The organism is Arenibacter troitsensis (genome assembly GCF_900177645.1).
GTDB lineage: Bacteria > Bacteroidota > Bacteroidia > Flavobacteriales > Flavobacteriaceae > Arenibacter > Arenibacter troitsensis.
The window spans coordinates 365,537-386,847 of the sequence record NZ_FXAO01000004.1; the positions used below are offsets into that span (position 1 = coordinate 365,537).

The 21,311-nt window shown below is 40.0% G+C and carries 18 protein-coding genes; 7 read left to right on the plus strand and 11 right to left on the minus strand.

Going from position 1 to position 21,311, the window contains the following annotated elements:
• Positions 1-142 precede the first annotated feature (142 nt).
• A complete protein-coding gene (locus tag B9Y87_RS11170) occupies positions 143-703 on the plus strand; it encodes a 5-formyltetrahydrofolate cyclo-ligase (protein WP_085499051.1) in 561 nt (186 codons plus the stop codon).
• Here B9Y87_RS11170 and B9Y87_RS11175 read toward each other — a convergent pair.
• The 5 genes from B9Y87_RS11175 to B9Y87_RS11195 all read right to left on the minus strand — a co-directional run bounded on the left by B9Y87_RS11175 (position 675) and on the right by B9Y87_RS11195 (position 6,876).
• Positions 675-1,325, minus strand: coding sequence for a lipoprotein signal peptidase (locus tag B9Y87_RS11175; protein ID WP_085499053.1), 651 nt, complete (start codon positions 1,323-1,325; stop codon positions 675-677). The two genes, B9Y87_RS11170 and B9Y87_RS11175, sit on opposite strands and share 29 nt — an antisense overlap.
• Positions 1,326-1,358: 33 nt before the next feature.
• A complete protein-coding gene (locus B9Y87_RS11180) occupies positions 1,359-1,979 on the minus strand; it encodes a DUF4097 family beta strand repeat-containing protein (protein ID WP_085499056.1) in 621 nt (206 codons plus the stop codon).
• Between the two features lie 33 nt (positions 1,980-2,012).
• Complete coding sequence (locus tag B9Y87_RS11185) at positions 2,013-2,396, minus strand: TraR/DksA family transcriptional regulator (protein WP_031445713.1); 384 nt, start codon at positions 2,394-2,396, stop codon at positions 2,013-2,015.
• A gap of 4 nt (positions 2,397-2,400) precedes the next feature.
• Positions 2,401-5,802, minus strand: coding sequence for an isoleucine--tRNA ligase (ileS, locus tag B9Y87_RS11190; RefSeq protein WP_085499059.1), 3,402 nt, complete (start codon positions 5,800-5,802; stop codon positions 2,401-2,403).
• A gap of 126 nt (positions 5,803-5,928) precedes the next feature.
• Positions 5,929-6,876 (minus strand): DUF4382 domain-containing protein, encoded by a 948-nt coding sequence (locus B9Y87_RS11195; protein WP_085499062.1) that lies wholly within the window; start codon positions 6,874-6,876, stop codon positions 5,929-5,931.
• Positions 6,877-7,106: 230 nt separating this feature from the next.
• Here B9Y87_RS11195 and B9Y87_RS21920 point away from each other — a divergent pair, with 230 nt between their 5' ends.
• Positions 7,107-7,526 (plus strand): hypothetical protein, encoded by a 420-nt coding sequence (locus B9Y87_RS21920; protein ID WP_085499064.1) that lies wholly within the window; start codon positions 7,107-7,109, stop codon positions 7,524-7,526.
• Between the two features lie 55 nt (positions 7,527-7,581).
• Here the strand turns inward: B9Y87_RS21920 and B9Y87_RS11205 are convergent, their stop codons facing one another.
• From B9Y87_RS11205 to B9Y87_RS11220, 4 genes are all read right to left on the minus strand, one after another.
• Positions 7,582-9,990 (minus strand): TonB-dependent receptor plug domain-containing protein, encoded by a 2,409-nt coding sequence (locus tag B9Y87_RS11205; RefSeq protein WP_085499250.1) that lies wholly within the window; start codon positions 9,988-9,990, stop codon positions 7,582-7,584.
• A gap of 1 nt (position 9,991) precedes the next feature.
• Positions 9,992-10,711 (minus strand): DNA repair protein RecO, encoded by a 720-nt coding sequence (gene recO, locus B9Y87_RS11210; RefSeq protein ID WP_085499251.1) that lies wholly within the window; start codon positions 10,709-10,711, stop codon positions 9,992-9,994.
• A gap of 134 nt (positions 10,712-10,845) precedes the next feature.
• Positions 10,846-12,189, minus strand: coding sequence for an NADP-specific glutamate dehydrogenase (gene gdhA / locus B9Y87_RS11215; protein ID WP_085499066.1), 1,344 nt, complete (start codon positions 12,187-12,189; stop codon positions 10,846-10,848).
• 104 nt (positions 12,190-12,293) lie between these two features.
• Positions 12,294-13,448, minus strand: coding sequence for a cystathionine gamma-synthase (locus tag B9Y87_RS11220; protein ID WP_085499252.1), 1,155 nt, complete (start codon positions 13,446-13,448; stop codon positions 12,294-12,296).
• A gap of 88 nt (positions 13,449-13,536) precedes the next feature.
• Between B9Y87_RS11220 and B9Y87_RS11225 the strand changes: the two genes are divergently transcribed.
• Positions 13,537-14,280, plus strand: coding sequence for a DUF3298 and DUF4163 domain-containing protein (locus tag B9Y87_RS11225; RefSeq protein ID WP_085499068.1), 744 nt, complete (start codon positions 13,537-13,539; stop codon positions 14,278-14,280).
• A gap of 3 nt (positions 14,281-14,283) precedes the next feature.
• On the opposite strand, the gene B9Y87_RS11230 is transcribed toward B9Y87_RS11225, so the two are convergent.
• On the minus strand, positions 14,284-14,757 hold the full coding sequence (locus B9Y87_RS11230; RefSeq protein ID WP_245808695.1) for a DinB family protein: 474 nt from the start codon (positions 14,755-14,757) through the stop codon (positions 14,284-14,286).
• Between the two features lie 205 nt (positions 14,758-14,962).
• On the opposite strand from B9Y87_RS11230, the gene B9Y87_RS11235 reads away from it, so the two are divergent.
• Together B9Y87_RS11235 and B9Y87_RS11240 are read left to right on the plus strand one after the other, a co-directional pair.
• Positions 14,963-15,316: an arsenate reductase family protein gene (locus tag B9Y87_RS11235; protein ID WP_085499069.1), complete on the plus strand. Its 354-nt coding sequence runs from the start codon at positions 14,963-14,965 to the stop codon at positions 15,314-15,316.
• A complete protein-coding gene (locus B9Y87_RS11240) occupies positions 15,313-16,206 on the plus strand; it encodes a DMT family transporter (protein WP_085499071.1) in 894 nt (297 codons plus the stop codon). Before B9Y87_RS11235 ends, B9Y87_RS11240 begins: the two co-directional genes overlap by 4 nt.
• Here B9Y87_RS11240 and B9Y87_RS11245 read toward each other — a convergent pair.
• Positions 16,190-16,666, minus strand: a complete 477-nt coding sequence (locus tag B9Y87_RS11245) for an acyl-CoA thioesterase (protein ID WP_085499072.1) — start codon at positions 16,664-16,666, stop codon at positions 16,190-16,192. The genes B9Y87_RS11240 and B9Y87_RS11245 overlap by 17 nt on opposite strands.
• 137 nt (positions 16,667-16,803) lie before the next feature.
• Here B9Y87_RS11245 and B9Y87_RS11250 point away from each other — a divergent pair, with 137 nt between their 5' ends.
• Positions 16,804-17,778, plus strand: a complete 975-nt coding sequence (locus B9Y87_RS11250; protein WP_085499074.1) for an NAD(P)H-dependent flavin oxidoreductase — start codon at positions 16,804-16,806, stop codon at positions 17,776-17,778.
• 429 nt (positions 17,779-18,207) lie between these two features.
• The gene (locus tag B9Y87_RS11255) at positions 18,208-21,279 is read left to right on the plus strand and encodes a SusC/RagA family TonB-linked outer membrane protein (RefSeq protein WP_085499076.1); all 3,072 of its coding nucleotides are present in this window, start codon (positions 18,208-18,210) and stop codon (positions 21,277-21,279) included.
• The last annotated feature ends 32 nt before the right edge of the window (positions 21,280-21,311 follow it).

The following is a 21,311-nucleotide window of genomic DNA, read 5'->3' on the forward strand; positions in this document are numbered from 1 at the left end:
CGCATGGACAACTATATAATAACCTTGGGCACATATTTAATTCTTATGCTTTTTTTCAAAATTTATTACGCAGTGGCCTCCAAGGAATAGTTTTCCCAATTAAACCCTGCCCCCAAAAAAGCCCCGAGTTTAACCAACCCCTATGTTGAAAAAAGATTTGCGTTTAATCTACTCCGAACGCCGAGAAAATCTTACTTCAGAAACCATATCAGATTCAAGCTTATTGATAGCCAACCGGCTGCTTCAATTACCCATTTGGAATTATTCCTATTATCATCTATTCCTTTCCATAACCGAGAAAAAGGAAGTCGACACCAGTTATATCATGTCCATTTTACAGGGTAAGGATAAAAATATCCTACTTCCGAAAATGGTGGATGACCAAAATCTTATCAATTATTTACTTACCGATAGTACGCACATAAAGAAAAATCGCTGGAACATTCCTGAACCGGTAGATGGCATTGAGGTGCCCCCAGAAAAAATAGATGTTGTTTTTTTACCGTTAATGGCTTTTGACCAAAAGGGTCACAGAGTTGGTTACGGCAAAGGATTCTATGATGTTCTACTGAACAAGTGCAGGTCCGATGTTGTTAAGATAGGACTCTCCTTTTTTAAGGCTGAAGAAAATATTGAGGATTTGGAACCCCACGATATTCCTTTAAACTTTTGCGTTACTCCTGATCGGGTCTATTCGTTTTAACTTCCTCCTTATCTTCCCCAAAAGCCTTTTTATTAAATACAATTAATATACCCACACCGGTACTAATTGCCGTATCCGCTATATTAAAAACCGGCTCGAAAAAACGAAAATTTTTGCCCCCTACCACGGGCACCCAATCTGGCCAAACGGAGTCTATCATAGGAAAGTAGAGCATATCTACCACCTTGCCGTGAAATATACTGCCGTAGGGTTCCGAAGAAAATGCCGTGGCTACTTGGGAATAGCTATCGTTAAAGATCATGCCGTAAAAAACAGAATCCAATATGTTCCCGAGTGCTCCCGCGAAAATAAGGGATACCGCCAGTATTAAGGTTTTGGAAGAATTCTTTTTTATAGTATCAAACAACCAATAACCTATCCCAACTATCGCAAACAATCGAAATATAGTAAGTATCAGTTTTCCTACTTCATCAGATATGGGCAATAAATCGCTTAGTTTGGTTCCCCATGCTGCCCCTTCGTTTTCTATGAACAAAATCTTGAACCAACTAAAGACATCTACAGACTCTCCCAAAACAAAGTTTGTCTTAATATATACTTTGCTTATCTGGTCTATAGCAAGAATTGCTATTATGATTATTAGTGATTTTTTTAAACTCATTATTCAAAAATAGATTCGGCAAAAATAAACATATTATTCGGTTTTCCTTATGCTGATATTTCCTGTTACCGAATTCAGCGTAAAATGATCGTCCCCGGAGGCAATCACTTCCCTTATAATTTTTCCATATTTTGAAGTAGCCTTAATTTGGGCGTTGGCTGTAATAAGGTCGATATTTCCACTTTGGGTATTGATATCCACATTTTCCCCCCTGCCATTTAAGGTACATTTGCCATCGGACAATCTAATTTTTAGGTTGCCGTAATGCCCTGAAGCACTAACATTGGTGCTAGTACCGTATATGTTAACATCAAGATTTTTGGGGATTGATATCTTCAAGGAAATGGAAATAACCTTATGGGCACTTAATTTATCGTTCGGCAAAACAAAATTGGGCTGAAAACCGGTACTTATCAATATGGTGGCCCCCTCCCTTTTTACATTTACCAATAAATCCCGTAAATACTCCCCGTCTATTGAAGCCTCAACGCTTATGTTTGGATTATCAACAGTTGCCAAAACTAAGGAATAACAATTTTTACCATCTATCTGAACAAAAGAGACATTAGTGTTTTCAATGGTTTTGACGACTTTTTTTTGGGCCTGTAAAATACAATTGCTCAATAGGAAGAAAACAACGGCAACTAGTTTCATATCATAAAAAAACGCCTTTGAAGGCGTTTTTACTTAGGATTGCATGTTTTTCGCTTCAATACTCAGCGTAGCATGTGGCACTAGCTTAAGTCGCTCTTTACTGATCAACTTTCCAGTTACTCGGCAAATGCCATAGGTTTTGTTCTCTATTCGTAACAAGGCGTTCTTTAAATCCCTAATAAATTTCTCCTGACGAATGGCCAATTGCGTATTTGCTTCCTTGCTCATTGTTTCAGAGCCTTCCTCAAAAGCCTTGAATGTTGGGGAGGTATCATCCGTTCCGTTATTGCCATCATTCATATAAGAACTCTTTAAAAGTTCCAAGTGACTTTTTGCTTTTTCAATTTTTTCCTCGATAAGGACTTTAAATTCATTTAAATCCTTATCCGCGTACCTTACTTTTAATTCTTCGGCCATAATCTTAATGTTTTACTATAAACAATCTGGTATTAACTTCGTCAAAAGCCACTTCAATTCCATTGTCCATGCTCTCTTCAAAATTAAGTTCTGCTGCCAAGGTTTCGGTTTTAATATATGCCATATTACTTTCTACCGCGTCCTGGACAAATCCATTTTTCAATAATTTAATCTCTATTTTATCTGTCACTTCAAAACCAGATTCCTTTCTAAGGTTTTGAATTCTATTGACTAGTTCCCTAGCAATACCTTCCTTTCTGAGGTCCTCATTGATAGAAACATCCAAGGCCACTGTTATTGGACCTGAACTTGCTACCAACCAACCTTCTATATCTTGGGAGGAAATTTCTACATCCTGTAACTGTAAAGTAATACTTTTATTATCAAAATGCAGCAAAATTTCGCCTTCCTGTTCAATTTTCTGGATATCATTTTGATTTAATTGTGCCACAGCACTGGCAATCAACTTCATATCCTTTCCAAATTTTGGGCCTAAAGTTTTAAAGTTAGGCTTAATTTGCTTAACCAAAATACCCGAAGCGTCATCCAGCAATTCTATCTCCTTCACATTCACTTCCGACTTTATTAAATCGGCCACAGCTTCAATTTCCAACCTTTGTTTATTGTCCAAAACCGGAATCATTATCTTTTGCAATGGTTGCCTTACTTTAATCTTTTCCTTCTGACGAATGGACAAGACCAAGGATGAAATGGTCTGAGCCTTTGCCATTTTACTTTCCAAATCCTTATTTACCAATGAGGCATCATATTTAGGGAAATCGGCCAAATGTACACTTTCAAACGGCTCTTTCTGTGTTGTAATTGTTAAATCTTTGTATAGTCTATCCATATAAAATGGAGCTACTGGTGCAGAAAGTTTAGCTACAGTAGTCAAACAAGTATACAATGTCTGGTAAGCCGATATTTTATCCTTTTGATAATCCCCCTTCCAAAAACGTCTTCTACTTAAACGCACGTACCAATTGCTTAGATTTTCCTGCACATAGTCCGATATGGCCCTTGTTGCCTTGGTAGGTTCATATTCTTCATACGCCTCGTCCACAGTCTTGATCAGGGAGTGCAGTTCCGATAAAATCCATTGGTCAATTTCCGGTCTTTCATTTAGGGAAATATCCGCTTCCGAATAATTAAAACCATCAATGTTGGTATACAGTGCAAAGAAAGAATAGGTGTTGTACAAGGTGCCAAAAAACTTACGCTTTACCTCTGCTATCCCCTCTATATCGAACTTTAAATTATCCCAAGGATTTGCATTGGAGATCATGTACCAGCGTGTGGCATCTGCCCCAAATTCATCCATGGTCTCAAAAGGATCTACGGCATTGCCCAAGCGCTTGGACATTTTCTTACCTTCCTTATCCAAAACCAAGCCATTGGATACAACATTTTTATAAGCCACGGAATCGAATACCATAGTGGCTATAGCATGCAGGGTATAAAACCAACCACGGGTCTGATCGACACCTTCGGCTATAAAATCGGCCGGGAAAGTCTTTCCTTCATCTATTAAATCCTTATTCTCAAAAGGGTAGTGCCATTGGGCATATGGCATGGAACCACTATCGAACCACACATCTATAAGGTCGCTTTCTCGTTTCATTGGTTTTCCAGAGGGCGACACCAAGGTAATTTGGTCCACTATATTTTTATGCAGGTCTATTTTGTCATAGTTTTCCTCATCCATGTTGCCTACAACAAAATCTTCAAAAATATCTTTTTCAAGAATTCCTGCATTTAAGGCTTTTTGCATTTCTTCCTTAAGTTCGGCCACAGAACCTATCATCAATTCTTCCTTGCCATCTTCCGTACGCCAAATAGGCAGGGGAATTCCCCAATAACGGGAACGTGACAGGTTCCAATCGTTGGCATTTGCCAACCAATTGCCAAATCGTCCCTCTCCGGTAGCCTTTGGCTTCCAATTAATGGTCTGGTTTAAATCGAACATCCTATCCTTGATATCGGTGACCTTTATAAACCAAGAATCCAAGGGATAGTAAAGTATAGGTTTATCCGTACGCCAGCAGTTTGGATAACTGTGAACGTATTTTTCTACCTTAAAGGCCCTGTTCTCTTCCTTTAATTTAATAGCTATTTCAACATCTACCGACCGCTCCGGGGCCTCGCCATCATCATAATATTCATTTTTTACATACTTACCGGCGTACTCTCCCATTTCGGGCCTAAATCTACCCTGTAGATCTACCAAGGGAACTGGATTATTATTTTCATCCAAAACCAACATAGGTGGCACCTCCGGTTCAGCGAGTTTGGCCACCAAGGCATCATCTGCCCCAAAAGTGGGTGCCGTGTGTACAATACCCGTACCGTCTTCCGTGGTAACAAAATCTCCAGCGATGACCCTAAAGGCATTCTCTGGATTTTGATATGGCAGTGCGTAGTCTAACAGCTGCTCGTATCTTGTCCCAACCAAGTCCAGCCCTTTTGTTCCAGCTACTATTTGGTAAGGGATTTTCTTATCCTTTGATGAAAAGTTATCAAAAGCGGCATCGCTTTCCGCCACAAAAAATTTACCGCTAAACTGTTTTCCTACCAAAGATTTGGCCAAGACAACATGCATAGGTTCAAAGGTATATTGATTGAAGGTCTTCACCACAACATAATCAATCCTTGGGCCTACGGTCAATGCCGTATTGGATGGCAGGGTCCAGGGCGTGGTGGTCCATGCCAATAAGAAAACCTCTCCACTTATCTCCTGCAAATTCTGTGGCAAGGTAGTTTTATCCGCTTTAAACTGTGCAACTACGGTAGTGTCCGTAACATCTTGATAGGTCCCTGGCTGATTTAACTCGTGTGAACTTAAACCTGTTCCTGCCTTAGGGGAATAGGGTTGTATGGTATATCCTTTATAAATAAGTCCTTTGTCGTAAATCTGCTTGAGCAACCACCAAACAGATTCCATATATTTGGATTTGTAGGTGATATACGGATCCTCCATATCTACCCAATATCCTACCTTTTCGGTCATTGCGTTCCACACATCTGTATAGCGCATAACCGCCTTCTTACAGGCTGCGTTGTACTCCTCAACAGATATTTTGGTACCGATGTCTTCCTTGGTAATTCCCAGTTCCTTCTCCACACCCAATTCTATGGGGAGTCCGTGGGTATCCCATCCGGCCTTGCGTTTAACCTGAAAGCCCTTCATGGTCTTATAACGTGGAAAAATATCCTTAATGGTCCTGGCCATTACATGGTGAATACCAGGCAATCCATTTGCAGAAGGTGGTCCTTCATAGAAAACAAAACTATCCTTGCCTTCCCTGCTTGTAACACTTTTCTCAAAAACATTGTTCTCCTTCCAATAGTGCAATACTTCCTCAGCGACTTTCGGTAAATCTAATCCCTTGTATTCTGCAAACTTCATAATAACAGCTTCTAATGCTACATTTTAAGTTTGCAAAACTAATGATTTTTAGCGTAAAATGATTCCGTTAAAAGCAAAAAGCCCCTTTGAAAAGGAGCTTTTTAAATATTTTGGTCGTTGTTAAAATTATTTTGTCCCGGTTACAGTAACATTTGCGCTTATTTGAAGGGCCGAGCTTACCTCTATAGCCCCTAAATTAAGCCCTGTGGTAGACTCCACATTCAACAATGCATTGAAGTAAAACTCGCTGTCATCATCTTCTTTATAGGAAGCAAAAATCAATTCGTATTCCCCTTCCTCCAAAAAATCCAGACTATAGGATCCACTTAGGCCTTTTACTTCTGCACTGGTTACGGCATTGGCAAAGGTAACTTCGCTCTCCCCTTTTCCCCGTGTTTCAACATCGGCATTAAAGGTTCCTTTTTCATAGGCATAGACAATAATCTTGTCCGATGTATTGTTGGCATCATTGGCGCTCCCTGATATTTTTCCGGTCAATTCCGCATTTACCGTTCTTATCCCGGCTGTGAGCTCTGCCATGGTAACAAAATTGAAATCGCTGGACAATCCGTCTTTCTCCTCCTTAATGGTTTTTCTAAGATCGAAATCTATTACGATTACATTGGTGGCATTGGCCAACACCTCAAAGGTATCGTTTATGGTGATTTTGTTTGAGGAAGCCACCAAGGCATCTTTTTCTCCATTTGCCTTTTCTACGTAGCAACCTGGAGCATCACCATTCACATCCTTATCAAAATCCAATTCAAAAACAATGCTGGAATATGATTTTGCCTGTAGATCCAAATTCCCCAAAGCTTCGGTTTTACCATTTACCAAAGCGGCCAGGTTTACTGTTGTTGCATTAAATCCCTCTAAAGACTTTCCGTCTACGGAAACATTGGTAATGGTAACAAAAACTGCCTCTACCTCGGCGTTATCTATGGGTGCATCGGTCACTTCAAAGGAGGTATTATACGATTCCCCCTCCATGGCAGCATCGTCGTTTTTGCTACACGACATCATTCCTACTAAAGCAATTAAAGCTAATCCTGAAATCTTTAAATAATTCTTCATAATAATCTAGTTTTAAGCATTTGTCTATAGAACAATCGAATCCAATCTTCCCCTACCATCAAAATTTCCCCAAAAATTTGATTCTTGTCTAGAAACCTGATTTACAGAAACCTAAACGTTTAATTTTCCTACAATTTTTTTGAACATGGTACCTTTAAAATGGTCTAAATCCTCAGTTCTTGCGTATATAGTAATATCAGATTCACATTAATTTCTAAAAAACTAACAACATGAAAAAAGTAATTTTAAGTTCAATTTTGATGCTAGCTCTAAGCCTTTCATTTGTATCCTGCAGAGAAACAAAGGATAAGGCCAAGGATGCTATGGAAGAAACTAATGAAGCTTTAAAAGAAGTTGGGGAGGATATGAAAAAAGTTGGGGAGGAAGTTAAAGGCGCCGCCTCAGAAGCTATGGAAGATGCAAAGGAAATGGGAGATGACATGAAAGAGGCCGGCAATGAAGCCATTGATAAGGCTGGTGACGCTGCCAAAGAGGTAGGAGAGGATATTAAGAGTGCGGCAACCGATGCAGTAGATAAAACAAAAACTGTAGCCAAGGAGGTAGGAAACGACGTAAAAGATGCCGCTACCAAGGCTGCGGAGAAGACCAAGGCCGCTGCCGAGGAAGCACAAGAGAAAATACAGGAATAGTTCTCCCTGTTTTCACAAGAACGTAGGTCCGGCATTTAGATGCTGGACTTTTTTATTAAAACGAATAGCCCACTCCCAAAATTAAATTGATTCCCGGCGCCACGATTCCGGAAGAATAGGACCGATATCTTTGATCGGTAATATTTTCCAAATTGGCAGTAAACTTAAAGGCCTCGGAGAGTTGATATTGTGATCTAAAGTTTAAGGTATACCAAGATGGGGAGTAAGGGTTGCCGTCTGCATCTACTGCATATATATAGTCCTTTGTTTTTTCGGACATTGACATATCCCCAAAACTGATTTTCCCATTATAATTGACAAAAAGATCTGTTTTTAGTTTTTGATTCTTCCAAACGATATGAAAATCGCCAAAAGTTGGCGCTACATGTCTGCCCGGGGTATCCGTACCGTCTTGCTCTTCCTCTATCCCCTCGGTAAGGGTAAGGTTGGCGTTCACGGATAGACTTTCTGTTAGAAAGGCGTCCAATCCAAATTCAAAACCGTAAACATATGCCTTTGCGGCATTCTGTATTGCCTGTACATTATGTAGTTCGCCATTGTAATTTATTTCGGTGTTACCATTAAATTGAAAATCCCTTCGCACAAGGGCGTCTACCAAATAAGTATAATAGGAGGCCCCCTTTAACATTAATTTATCCTTGAAATTTTTCTGGACCCCCACCTCCAAATTATAGGCATACTCCGGCTCCAAATCTGGATTGGGAACTACGACAGACCCGGGCTCGGAATCAAATATCTTACCAACGTCATCAATGTTCGGGGCCCTAAAGCCCGTAGATCCATTAAATGTCAACTGCAGATCCGATTTTGGAAACCAACTAAATCCCAAACTTCCGGTTAAGGCTCCTGTACTAAGATCGGCATCGTTAAAGGGGAAAGAATAAAAAGTTTGGTCAAAAATTGCATCTATCCAAACATGGCTATATCTGAGCCCGGATAGCAATGTAAAGTTAGGCTTGGCCCTTAGTTCACCGCTAATATAACCTGCAAGGGTTTGCCAGCTAGAATTATCCGGATACCTGGATGCATTGGGCATGGTAATCATGGTCTCTAAATTAAACTCATTACCTATAGAACCAATTTTATTAAATATATATTCCCCCCCATAGTAAAGCCTAAGGTTTCCAATACGCTTGTTTTCAAAATCCACGTTCGCGGAAATAGCATCCACATTCTCCTGGGTCCCATACCTTATGGCCTCTCCAAAATCCCTATCATACCTACTCTCCACAAAATTTTGATAGGCGGTGGTTATTTTGAGTCCGTCATAAAACTTTCCCTTACCATTTTTATAAAATTGAAGATTCCCCATAAACCACTTCTGTGGGCCGTAAAACCATTCTGCCGAACGTAGGCCAAGTCCGTCCTTGGACGGTCTAATAAGCCTATCGTACCTGGAATAATCGGAAGTTTCGGAATAATATGCGCTTAAATTGATATTCCAATTGTTATTGGGCTTAAAAAGCACTTTTTGCATAACATTAATTTGATCGTATCCAGAAGGCACTTGCTTTTTGGCGTTCCTATTTTCCCTTAGTTCGTCCTGCCCATTTTCGATAACTACGTAATTGTTCCTTAAATAGGAAGTAGGTCCGTCCGACCCCATTTTAAGATCCCCAAAGTGGTTATAGGTAAGGCTGCTCAGAAACGCCCATTCCTTTTTGCCCAAATTGAAATCTACATGAAAAGTATTTTCGTTATTGGCCGAAGAGTACCTGTAATTTGATTTCCCAAAAACCTGTAAACTATCCGTCTTAGAAAATTGAGGATTGTAGGTGTAAAAATTCATGACCCCTCCAATGGCATCGGAACCATAAATTACCGACCCAGGACCAAAAATAACCTCGGTACTTTTAATGGTAAAGGGATCAATTGAAATCACATTTTGAATATTGCCCCCCCTAAAAATTGCATTGTTCATACGAACTCCGTCTACGGAAAGCAACAATCTATTGGTTGCAAAGCCCCTTATCATTGGACTACCACCTCCAAGTTGACTTTTCTGAACAAAGACTTTTCCACTATTTTGAAGGAGATCTGCCGAGGTTTGGGAGGCCGTAAATTCTATGGTTTTGGCATTCAATAGGGATATTTTCTGAGGAATGTCCTTTTTCTGCTGCTCCCATTTAGAGATAGACATCACCACCTCATCCAACTGCTCGGCAGTCAATGCCAGGTAGAGCTTACCCTTTCTAAGTACTTGTGATTTGGTAGTCCTATAGTTTTGGTAACCAATATGCGTGAAGGTAATCCGTTCTCCCAGATCAAATTTAGATAGGTCGCATTTGCCGTCAAAATCCGAAAGTGCGGTTTTGGACCTGTCCCAATTATAAACAATGACATTGGGTATCGGCTGATGGTCTTCTTGGTCCAAAATAACAATTTCCTGTCCCAGCGCACCTGTAAAAATTAAGAGGACAACAATGAAAACTATATTTTGCATATTAGCTAAAAACTTCATTTAACACGGCCAATGACTTCGGTTTTCTAAATCCCTGCAAATGTAATTCAAAATAAAGGACAAGATTTTTCAAGAGCTCCTGACGGTTCTTTTTGTTAAGTTTAATAGTATGTAATGCATCAAAATTTATGCCCAAAAGCTCTTTAAAGTGTTTTAAATTCTCCCCTTCCAAGATTGGGTTTAATGAGGGCGATTTTACAAACTCTCCCTCCAGTAGGTCAAAGTACAAATAGTCCATATTATTGGTGTCCGGATAAAAACCAAAATATTTGGTCAAAGACAGTACAAAATAGAGATGAAAGTTTGCAAATTCATCATGGGCATCCAACCATTGCAAGGCCGCTTCAATAAAGTTGAAAAGACTTTCATTGGACTCTTCCTCATGAATGCTATTGCCCAACATTTCTGCCAAAAAAAATGTTAGCGCATTTTTGGCAATATCCGTGTGCAGCGACTGATAATGAAAATATACCTTGGCCTCGGTAATGCTTTCCAAGGTTCCTTTGTTCTTATGGGAGGCAATCAGATCCAATTGAAGCAAAGGTTGAAAGTAAGCGGTTTTTAATTTTCCTTTTTTAGAGGACAGAATACCTCTCAATAGATAGGATTTTATCCCATCCGAAAAGGTAAATATCCGAACTATTAAACTGGTATCCCCATATTTAATGGACGTTAAAACAATTCCTTTGGTAGCAACCTGCATTACAAATATATCTTTGTTCAAAGATAATACAAAGAGGCCCTTAAGATCATAAAACCTTAAGGGCCTTGGAAATCGATAGGATTTCAATTCCAACTACCGGCAAATACGGTGATTGGCTGTCTACTTATTAAACCTTAAATCACTCCTTGCGCCAACATAGCATCGGCAACTTTTACGAACCCGGCAATATTTGCTCCCTTTACATAGTTGCAATAGCCATCGTCGTCCATGCCATATTCTATACAGGAATCATGAATATCCTTCATTATTTTTTGAAGACGTTCGTCCACTTCTTCACGGGTCCAACTAATACGTAAGGAGTTCTGTGACATTTCCAAACCTGAGGTGGCCACCCCACCTGCATTGGATGCCTTTCCCGGGGCAAACAATATTCTAGCTTCATGAAAAGCATGTATAGCTTCAGGGGTCGATGGCATATTAGCGCCTTCCGCCACACAGATACATCCATTTTTCAGCAAGATCTTGGCATCCTTCCCGTCCAACTCGTTTTGGGTTGCGCATGGCAAGGCTATTTCACATGGAACCTCCCACGGTGTCTTTCCCTTATGGAATTCTGCGGAAGTATACTTATCCAGATAATCGGAAATTCTTCCGCGTTTTTTATTTTTTATTTCCATAACAAAGGCCAGCTTTTCCTCATCAATACCATCCTTGTCATAAATATAGCCGCCAGAATCCGAAAGGGTAACCACCTTACCTCCCAATTGAATCACTTTTTCGGCAGCATACTGCGCCACATTTCCCGATCCGGAAATTACCACAGTCTTCCCCTTTACATCATCCTTTTTGGATTGCAACATACTTTGGGCAAAATAAACGGTTCCGTATCCTGTAGCTTCTGGTCGTATTTTAGAACCTCCCCAAGAAAGACCCTTGCCAGTCAATACCCCGGTAAACTCATTTCTGATCTTTTTATACATTCCGAACAGAAAGCCTATTTCCCTTGCACCCACACCAATATCACCTGCAGGAACGTCCGTATTGGGACCAATGTGCCTACAAAGCTCTGTCATAAACGCATGGCAAAAACGCATAACTTCATCATCCGATTTTCCTTTTGGATCAAAATCGGATCCTCCTTTTCCTCCTCCCATAGGCAGGGTAGTAAGGCTATTTTTAAAAACCTGTTCAAAGGCCAGGAACTTTAGGACGCTTGCATTTACTGTAGGATGAAACCTAAGACCCCCTTTATAAGGACCTATGGCAGAATTCATTTGGATCCTATAACCTCTATTGACATGTATTTCACCGTCGTCATCCACCCAGGAAACCCTAAAGGAAATTAACCTTTCGGGCTCCACCATTCTTAATAAAATATTCTTTCCATTGTAAATTTCATGATTACTAATGTAGGGAATAACGGTTTCGGCAACTTCTTGCACAGCTTGAATGAATTCCGGCTCATGGCTATTACGACCTTTTACCTCCTCCATAAAAGCATTTATCTTGTCTTCCATAAAATCTGATTTATTGCTAATTGTTGATAAATATTGAGTTTAAGGGCAAAATTATATTATTTCTATAATGTAAACCCTATTATTTTCAAAATTTGGCAAAATATTTATTCTATAGCTTGGCGTAAGTCTTCCATTAAATCTTCCTTATCCTCTATGCCCACACTTAGTCTAATCAAGGCATCTACCACTCCACTTTTTTCCCTTTCCTCTTTCGGAATGCTGGCATGGGTCATGCTGGCCGGATGACCTGCCAAACTTTCCACCCCGCCTAAGGATTCTGCTAGGGTAAAAAGTTGTAGTTTTTCAACAATTTTAATGGCATCTTGGTACTTGCCCCCTTTTGGAACAAAGGAAATCATTCCCCCAAAATCCTTCATTTGACTTTTTGCCACTTCATGATTGGGGTGATCAGAAAACCCTGGCCAAAATACCTTTTCGATTTTTGGATGATTTGCCAGATATTCTGCCACTGCTCTCCCATTTTCGCAGTGTCTCTGCATCCTTACATGCAAGGTTTTTATTCCCCTAAGCACCAAGAAGCTATCCATTGGTCCGCACACCGCTCCACTTGCATTTTGAATAAAATACAATTGATCTGCCAATTCCTTATCCCTGACTACCAGTGCCCCAAGAACCACATCACTATGCCCCCCAAGGTATTTTGTGGCGGAGTGCATTACAATGTCGGCCCCCAAATCCAAAGGTAGCTGCAGATAAGGTGTGGCAAAAGTGTTGTCCACTGCAAGCAGTACATTATATTTTCTTGCCAATTGGGAAACCGACTTAATATCAATAATATTCATCATTGGATTGGTGGGGGTCTCCACCCAAATAAGCTTGGTTTTTGGACTAATGTGTTGGGCTATTTCTTCTATATCCTGCATACCAACAAAGTGGAAAACGATTCCGTATTTCTCAAATATACTTTTAAAAATACGATAACTGCCTCCATATAGGTCACTTGTGGATATAACCTCATCCCCAGGACCCAATAATTTAATAACCGCATCAATGGCCGCCAAGCCACTACCAAAAGCCAAACCATAATTGCCGTTCTCAATACTGGCCAAGGAATTCTCCAATGCCGTCCTTGTTGGATTGGCACTTCTGGAGTATTCATATCCCTTATGGCCGCCCGGGGTACTTTGGGCATAGGTAGATGTCTGATAGATTGGGGGCATCACCGCACCATATGCTTCATCAGGTGACTGACCTCCGTGAATTGTCCTACTATTGAATTTTAATTGTTTTTTACCCATATCTAAATTTCTGTATACAAATGTACCTTTATCTTTTTGGGAATACAATGATATTGTAGCTTTGCAGCTATCTTAAGTAATTGCCTTTATGAAGATTAGATTCGCCTATTTATTGATCGTTTTATTATTGTGGAATTGTAAAAAGGATGACAGGCTCACTTTTGAACCCCTTAGTTTTATCACTGAGGATTGTAGCCATTGTCCAAAGGTAACCATCCACATCCCTAAAGCCCTGGATGACAAACCCATTAGCAGCATCATAAACAATTCGGTGCGGGAAGAGGTAATTTCCTTGCTCATTTACGATGATGAAATAGAAGCCACCAACATAGAGGAAGCCATCCAATCCTTTAAGAACGGATATTTGGAATTAAAAAAAATGTATCCCGATGAGCCGGTTGGCTGGGAGGCCGATATTGAAGGCAAAGTAACCTATGAAGATAAAAATATACTGACCATTCAGGTCAATTCCTATTCCTTTACCGGCGGGGCACACGGATTTTCCTCTACCCGGTTTTTAAATTTTGACAAAGCAAAAGGAATAGAAATGGAAACCATGGAATTATTTAAGGACCCCTTGGAATTTCAAAGTTTTGCCGAGGGCAAATTTAGGGAACAGGAAAAAATTCCGGCTACCGGCTCTATAAATGCCACTGGGTTTATGTTTGAGGACGATAAATTTTACCTGCCCGAAAATATTGGTTTTACCCAAGAAGGCCTACAATTGTTCTACGAACAATATGAAGTAGCCTCCTATGCAGACGGACCAATTATTTTAACCTTGGCCTACAATGAGCTAGAGCCCTACCTGAAATTCAAGAAGGAATCATAAATACTATGCCTTGGATACAACCTTCAGCAAGGATAAAATGGCTCCAAGATGAAGTCCTTCATGATAAACATTGAAAATAATGGCATCCTCCACCGAGCTTAGAGTAACATTGGCACTTGTAGTGTATTCGGTATAACCACCAAACAATCCTTTCCCATAATCCTCTTGCATCCATTCAACAGTAGGCAATAATAAATCGGCCACTTGTTTCATCTCTTCTTCTGTAGCAGTACCATCCGGCACGGTGCCCTTTTTAAATTTTTCTACCAGGGCTTCATTCACCTTCATGGCTTGTCCACTAAATTTATAGACCAATAGTTGTTGGGTAACTACTACATGGGCAATATTCCACCAAATATTGTTGCGGAAGCCTTGGGGGATTTGTAGAAGAATCTCCTTTGGAGTTTCCTTTAAAAATTTATATAACCTTTTTCTGTTTTGAAGGGTAACATCAAATGCGTTTTCCAAAGTTGACATATTTTTGGGTTGATATTTTTTTACAATTGCCGCTAAAAATAGTACAATTCAATGTAATTAGGTTTCTTTGCAAGGCGAAATTATGTGGAAGTACAGATTTATAAAATGAAACCAACGGGATTACAATAACCTTTTCGTTGGACATTTAATAGTTATTTTATCCACAAATAGTTACTTGTGATCCCTAACAGCAATAAAAATTTACATGAAAAAGATATTTCACCTAAGCACTTGTGATACTTGCCAAAGGATTTTGAAAGAGTTGGACCCCTCTAAGGATTTTAAGCTTCAAGACATAAAAACCGAGGCCATTACATTGGACCAACTGGAAAGCATGGCCAAGTTGTCAGGGAGCTATGAGAGCTTGTTCAGCAAGCGGGCGCGACTTTATAAAGAACGGAATTTAAAGGAACAAAAATTATCCGAAGCAGATTATAAGGCACTTATTCTGGAACACTATACGTTCTTAAAACGCCCGGTTATCGTAATGGACAACGACATTTTTGTGGGCAATAGCAAAGCTGTGGTAGCCGCTGCCAAAGCAAAAATAAATTCGTGAGTAGACGAACCCTAGCTATCTTGGCCGCACTGGGAGCAACCACTATATATGGCATAAACCACACCATTGCCAAAGGGGTAATGCCTACCTACGTAAAACCTTTTGGATTTATTTTTCTACGCCTTTTAGGGGCAAGCCTGTTATTCTGGGGTATTTCCTTTTTTGGACCACAAGAAAAACTGGAACGGCGGGATTGGGGCAGATTATTGGTTTGCGCCTTCTTTGGGATGGGTATCAATATGCTATCTTTCTTTAAGGGATTGGACCTTTCCACCCCAATCAATAGTGCTGTGCTCATTACTATTACCCCGATCCTTGTGGTAATATTGTCTGCACTATTTATCAAGGAAAAAATTACCCTTCGCCGGGGTATGGGCGTTTTTATGGGCTTGATAGGAGCACTTGCATTAATTTTATTTGGGGCCGAAATTAGACAGGATGCCACCAATATTCCCTTGGGGAACCTGCTATTTATAGTAAACGCCACTTCCTATGGACTTTACCTTATAATAGTAAAGAAACTCCTAGAAAAATACCACCCCTTCACTCTTATGAAATGGATGTTCGGAATTGGATTCTTCATCACGCTCCCCATAACATATTCGGAATTTACAGAGATACAATGGAGCCAACTTCCTATGGAGGCTATTGGAGCCATTGCTTTTGTAATCATAGGAACTACCTTTTTAACCTATTTGTTCAATGTATTTGCACTTACACAACTTAAGGCCTCAACAGTTGGTGTTTTTATGTACCTGCAACCCTTGATAGGCATCATATTTGCCATAGTAGCCGGTAAGGACCATCTTACTTTGGTTAAATTCTTTGCAATAGTCCTGGTACTGATCGGCGTATATCTGGTGAGCAAAAAAGTTAGACCAAATCCTTAGGTCGCACCGAAAACTTTCGTGTATCCGCTTTCGTAAGTACCTTAAATCCCTCTCCCCTTGGCACCTTGTTAAATGCATCCAGAAACTCCTTACCCAAACCGGTCAGGGTTCTCGTTTTTAAATCTATCCATGCACCCATTATTTGGCAATGGGCAAAATTCTTTCCATTGCCATCGTAAAAATTATGATGAAATTCAAAGAACATTCCGTCCTCACTAAGTCCAACCAGCTCCAAGGACACCTTAACCGGCTTTCCTAAAAATGCTTCCTTAAAATAATAGACATGCTCATGGAATACCACCGGACCAATATTGTTCTGTGACATTGTCTTTTGATTAAAACCCATTTCCAGCAAAAAAGACATTCTTGTGTGGCTCATAAAATTTAAATAGGCAGAATTAGCCATATGGCGATTGGCATCTACATCGCTCCATCGAATTTCAAATTCTTTTAAATACATCCTTTTTATTTAGTACATTTGAATTGTTATGCATGCATAACAATTCAAATGTACAGTTTTTTATAAAAAATCAATTATAATAGTTACGAACTTTTGGGTTATCCAAGTATATCCTATTCTTTAAAACCACAATCCAAATGAGCAAAAAAGCCGCTTTCATAAAAGAACTGGCACTACCCGTAGTAGCTGCACCCATGTTTCTTATATCTGGTCCACAATTGGTCATTGAATGCTGTAAAAACGGAATAGTGGGCACTTTTCCAGCCCTTAACCAACGCAGTACGGAAGGTTTTGAGGATTGGCTGGTGGAAATAAAAACCGAACTAAAGAAGTTTGAAAAGGAAACTGGAAAAAAGGCTGCGCCTTTTGGGGTGAATCTAATTGTACACCCTACCAATCCCAGATTGGAAGCCGATTTAAAGGTTTGTATAAAACATAAAGTCCCGCTAATAATTACCTCCTTGGGTGCAGTTGCCCAAGTGGTAAATGCCATTCATAGTTATGGTGGCCTGGTATTTCATGATATTATTAAGAAAAGACATGCGGAAAAAGCTGCAGAAGCAGGGGTAGACGGATTAATTTTGGTCGCTGCCGGTGCGGGAGGACACGCTGGTACCCTAAACCCTATGTCCTTGGTTGCCGAAATAAAGAAATTCTACGACAAAACTATTTTACTCTCCGGCTGTATAAGTACCGGTAGGGATATTGCCTCGGCCTTGCAGATGGGAGCAGATTTGGCCTATATGGGCACTCGATTTATAAATACCAAAGAAAGTAAAGCCACCGAGGAATATCGCCAAATGATTATCGGGGCCGGGGCCGGCGATGTGGTCTATACTGCCGCCATATCTGGTGTTCATGCCAATTTTTTGGGAGCAAGTTTAAAGGCAGCAGGAATTACGGAAGAGGATTTAAAAAAGGATCGAAAAATAGATTTTGGAAAAGAGCTGAACACGGAAGCCAAAGCGTGGAAAACCATTTGGTCTGCCGGACAGGGAGTTACAACAATCGACAATGTAACATCCGTGTCGAAATTGGTAGCAAACCTAAAATCGGAATTTAAATCGGCCATTGAAGACCAGATCAAGATTTTGGAAATTTATCCAAAATAACGACCATGGTAATACCCAGTAATTTTCTCCCCATCTATTTGTAGCGCTTATATTTAAAGATCCATAGATTCTGCTGCTGCATTTCTATTACCATCTTCATTTTGTTTTTGACTATACTTTGTCAAACTCCAAATAGGGGAATGAAACTTATCGCATAATTCAACCTCTTCCAGGTCACCAGTACTTACAAAAATCCAATAAATCCCGTAGTAGCAACCCCTAAACTTTACTAATGCTTCTTGTTAAAACATTAAGTTAATTTATGTTAATAAATATCAAATATGTAATAATACCTCATGATATATTGGTATTCAAAACATTTAACACTAAATTTTTATAAAAATCGCATTGCATATAAAATATATTACTATATTCGTTAACGTTAACGAATAAAATCTAATGTTTAACTAACTCTTCAAAACTCAGATTATGGAAAAACAATTTAATGAAGTAATTCATTCACGTCAGGGTGTGCCTGTTTGGAAGAAAATCTTTCTGCAGCTAACCCTATTGGCATGTTTGGGGGTATTTAGCACTTCCTATGCCATAACGGACCCGGACCTAATATTTCAACAACAGGTGAAGGGTACGGTAACAGATGATTCGGGAGTGCCTTTGCCTGGTGCAAGTATCGTTGTAAGGGGAACTACAACAGGTACGGTAGCAGATTTTGACGGCAATTATACCATCAATGTTGCCTCCAACGGTGTATTGGTATTCAGTTATGTTGGATTTACAGCAAAAGAAATTGCCGTAAACGGCAACACTACGATTAACGTTTCTTTAGAAATTGATTCCAGTTTATTGGATGAGGTGGTAGTTGTGGGATATGGTACCCAAAAGAAAGGGGAAGTTACGGCTGCTATAGCATCTGTAGATGCCGAACAACTTGGTATTGTCCAAACATCTAGCAGTATAGATGCTGTTAAAGGGCAAATATCCGGGGTAGATATTCAGGCATCGGGAGGAAGACCTGGACAAACCTCAACCGTTCGGATAAGGGGTAGACGTTCTATTACCGCATCCAATGATCCACTTTATGTGGTGGATGGAATTCCACTAATTGATGGTTCGGAATCCATGTCCGATATCAATCCACAGGACATTGCTTCAATGCAAATATTAAAAGATGCAGCAGCAACGGCTGTTTACGGATCTCGTGGAGCCAATGGGGTGGTTTTGGTAACCACGAATCGCGGTAAAGTCGGAAAGACCCAAGTTCGATACAGTAGCCAAGTCGGGTTAACATCCGCAGCACAATTGGTAGATATGATGAACGGCGAAGAGTATGCGGCTCTTAAGAGAGAGGCACGACGTTCTTCTTGGAACGGTACGATACCTGATGATGCCGCCGTATTTTTTGACCCTGTAGAACTAGAATCTCTGGCTTTAGGCCGTTCAACAGATTACCTGGATCTAGTTGTAGGCAATGGATACCAGACCAACCATCAGTTAGGAGTGAGTGGGGGATCTGAAAATACAACCTTTAATTCTTCCATAGGATATTTTAAAGAACAAGGTATAATCAGTAATCAAGACTATGAAAGATTTACCGGTAGGATAAATATTGATCATCGAATCAACAAAATTTTTAAAATTGGGGCCTCTTTTATGATTTCCAATTCCGTACAGAATTGGGGATCTAATGCAACTATTGGTGAAGCATTGGCGAACAATCCGTTGGGTGTTCCTTACGATGCCAATGGTGATCTGTTATTTTTGCCTACCAATGATGGTATTCGAACGAATCCGTTAAGCGAACTGGTAGATGGAGCTTATATTGATGAAAGAAAGTGGACCCGTATTTTTGCGCCCATTTTTTTAGACATAGATATTGCCGAAGGTCTTCAGTGGAGAACTTTGTTCGGTCCTGATATCAGGTTGGGTAGAAGAGGTCAATTTAGAGGCAGTTTAACCAATGACAACCGTGGTGGCCCAGGTGATGCATCTATAGAACATATTGACAACTTTGCATATACCATTGAAAACTTATTGACGTACGAAAAGGCCATTACGGATAAACATAATTTAAAGGTAACCTTGCTACAAAGTACCCAGAATTCCAAAACCGAGTTCTCTCTTGCATCGGTAACTGGGATTCCCTATGAGTCACAGAAATTCTATAATTTAGGTTCTGCAGACAATAGCTTGGCCCGATCTGGACTCACAGAATGGACATTGAACTCCTTTATGGGTCGTTTAAATTATGATATTTCAGGAAAATATCTTTTTCAAGCATCACTCAGGGCTGATGGTTCCTCAAGATTGGCTGAAGGAAACAAATGGAATTATTTCCCAGGGGCTTCCGTTGGTTGGAGATTGTCCGAAGAGGCTTTCTTAAAAGAATCATCTGTATCACAGTTAATGTTGAGGGCATCCTACGGAGAAGTGGGTAATACCTCTGTTGGTCCCTATCAAACTGCAGGTAGGTTGGCCCCATCGGTTTATGCTTGGGGAGAAAGCAACGCTCTTGGAAGGGCTCTTTCTGAAATTCCAAATCCAGATTTGGGCTGGGAAGTTTCCAAAACCTTGGACATTGGTGTTGATTATGGTTTATTTAATGGCCGTGTTAATGGTGCAATCGATTGGTTTAAGACCAATACGGTAGATATCCTGCTAAATAGAAGTCTCCCATTTACATCGGGATACAGTAGTATTTTGCAGAATATTGGTGCCACACGTACTAAGGGACTTGAATTTGCCATCAGTACCAAAATTTTTGATAACCCAAACGCATTTTCATGGAAAATGGATTTCAACATAGCAGGTTATAAAGAGGAGATTGTTGAACTGGCCCTAAAGGACGAAAATGGCAATCCAATAGATGATATTGGTAACAATTGGTTTATTGGCCAGCCTATCAAAGTATTTTATGACTATGAGAAAATTGGGATTTACCAAGCGGACGAAGTGGCTTTGGCCACCTCTCAAGAACAAAAAGTTCCTGGAGAAATTCGACTAAATGATTTGGATGGGGACGGACTTATTACCCCAGAAGATCGTAAGGTATTGGGTACGGACACACCTGATTACTATGGTGGTTTAACCAACAAGTTCTCTTATAAAGGTTTGGAATTGGGTGTATTCTTTTACTTCCGACAAGGACAAACCATACAATCCGACTTCCATGGGGGCAATAACTCATTGTTTGCCAGATACAACAACCTAGATGTTGATTACTGGACCATAGATAATCCGACAAATGCGAATCCTAGGCCCAATGAAAATCAAGAGAGCCCGAGAAACGGATCTACGTTGAGATATTTTGATGGCAGTTTTATTAAATTAAGAAACGTGTCCTTGAGTTATAAACTTCCAGATTCATTTGTGGACAAACTGGGTATGGAAGAACTAAAACTTTCAATAGCCGGTCAAAATCTGTGGTTCATTACTAATTATGATACTTTTGACCCTGAAGTTTCCGAAGATGCAGGTTCTTTGGGTGCTGGTATAGTACCAAGTAATAAAATGTATTCATTGAGCTTGAGTGCTAAGTTTTAAGGAGTTTAAAAATCAGATTAAAATGATAATTG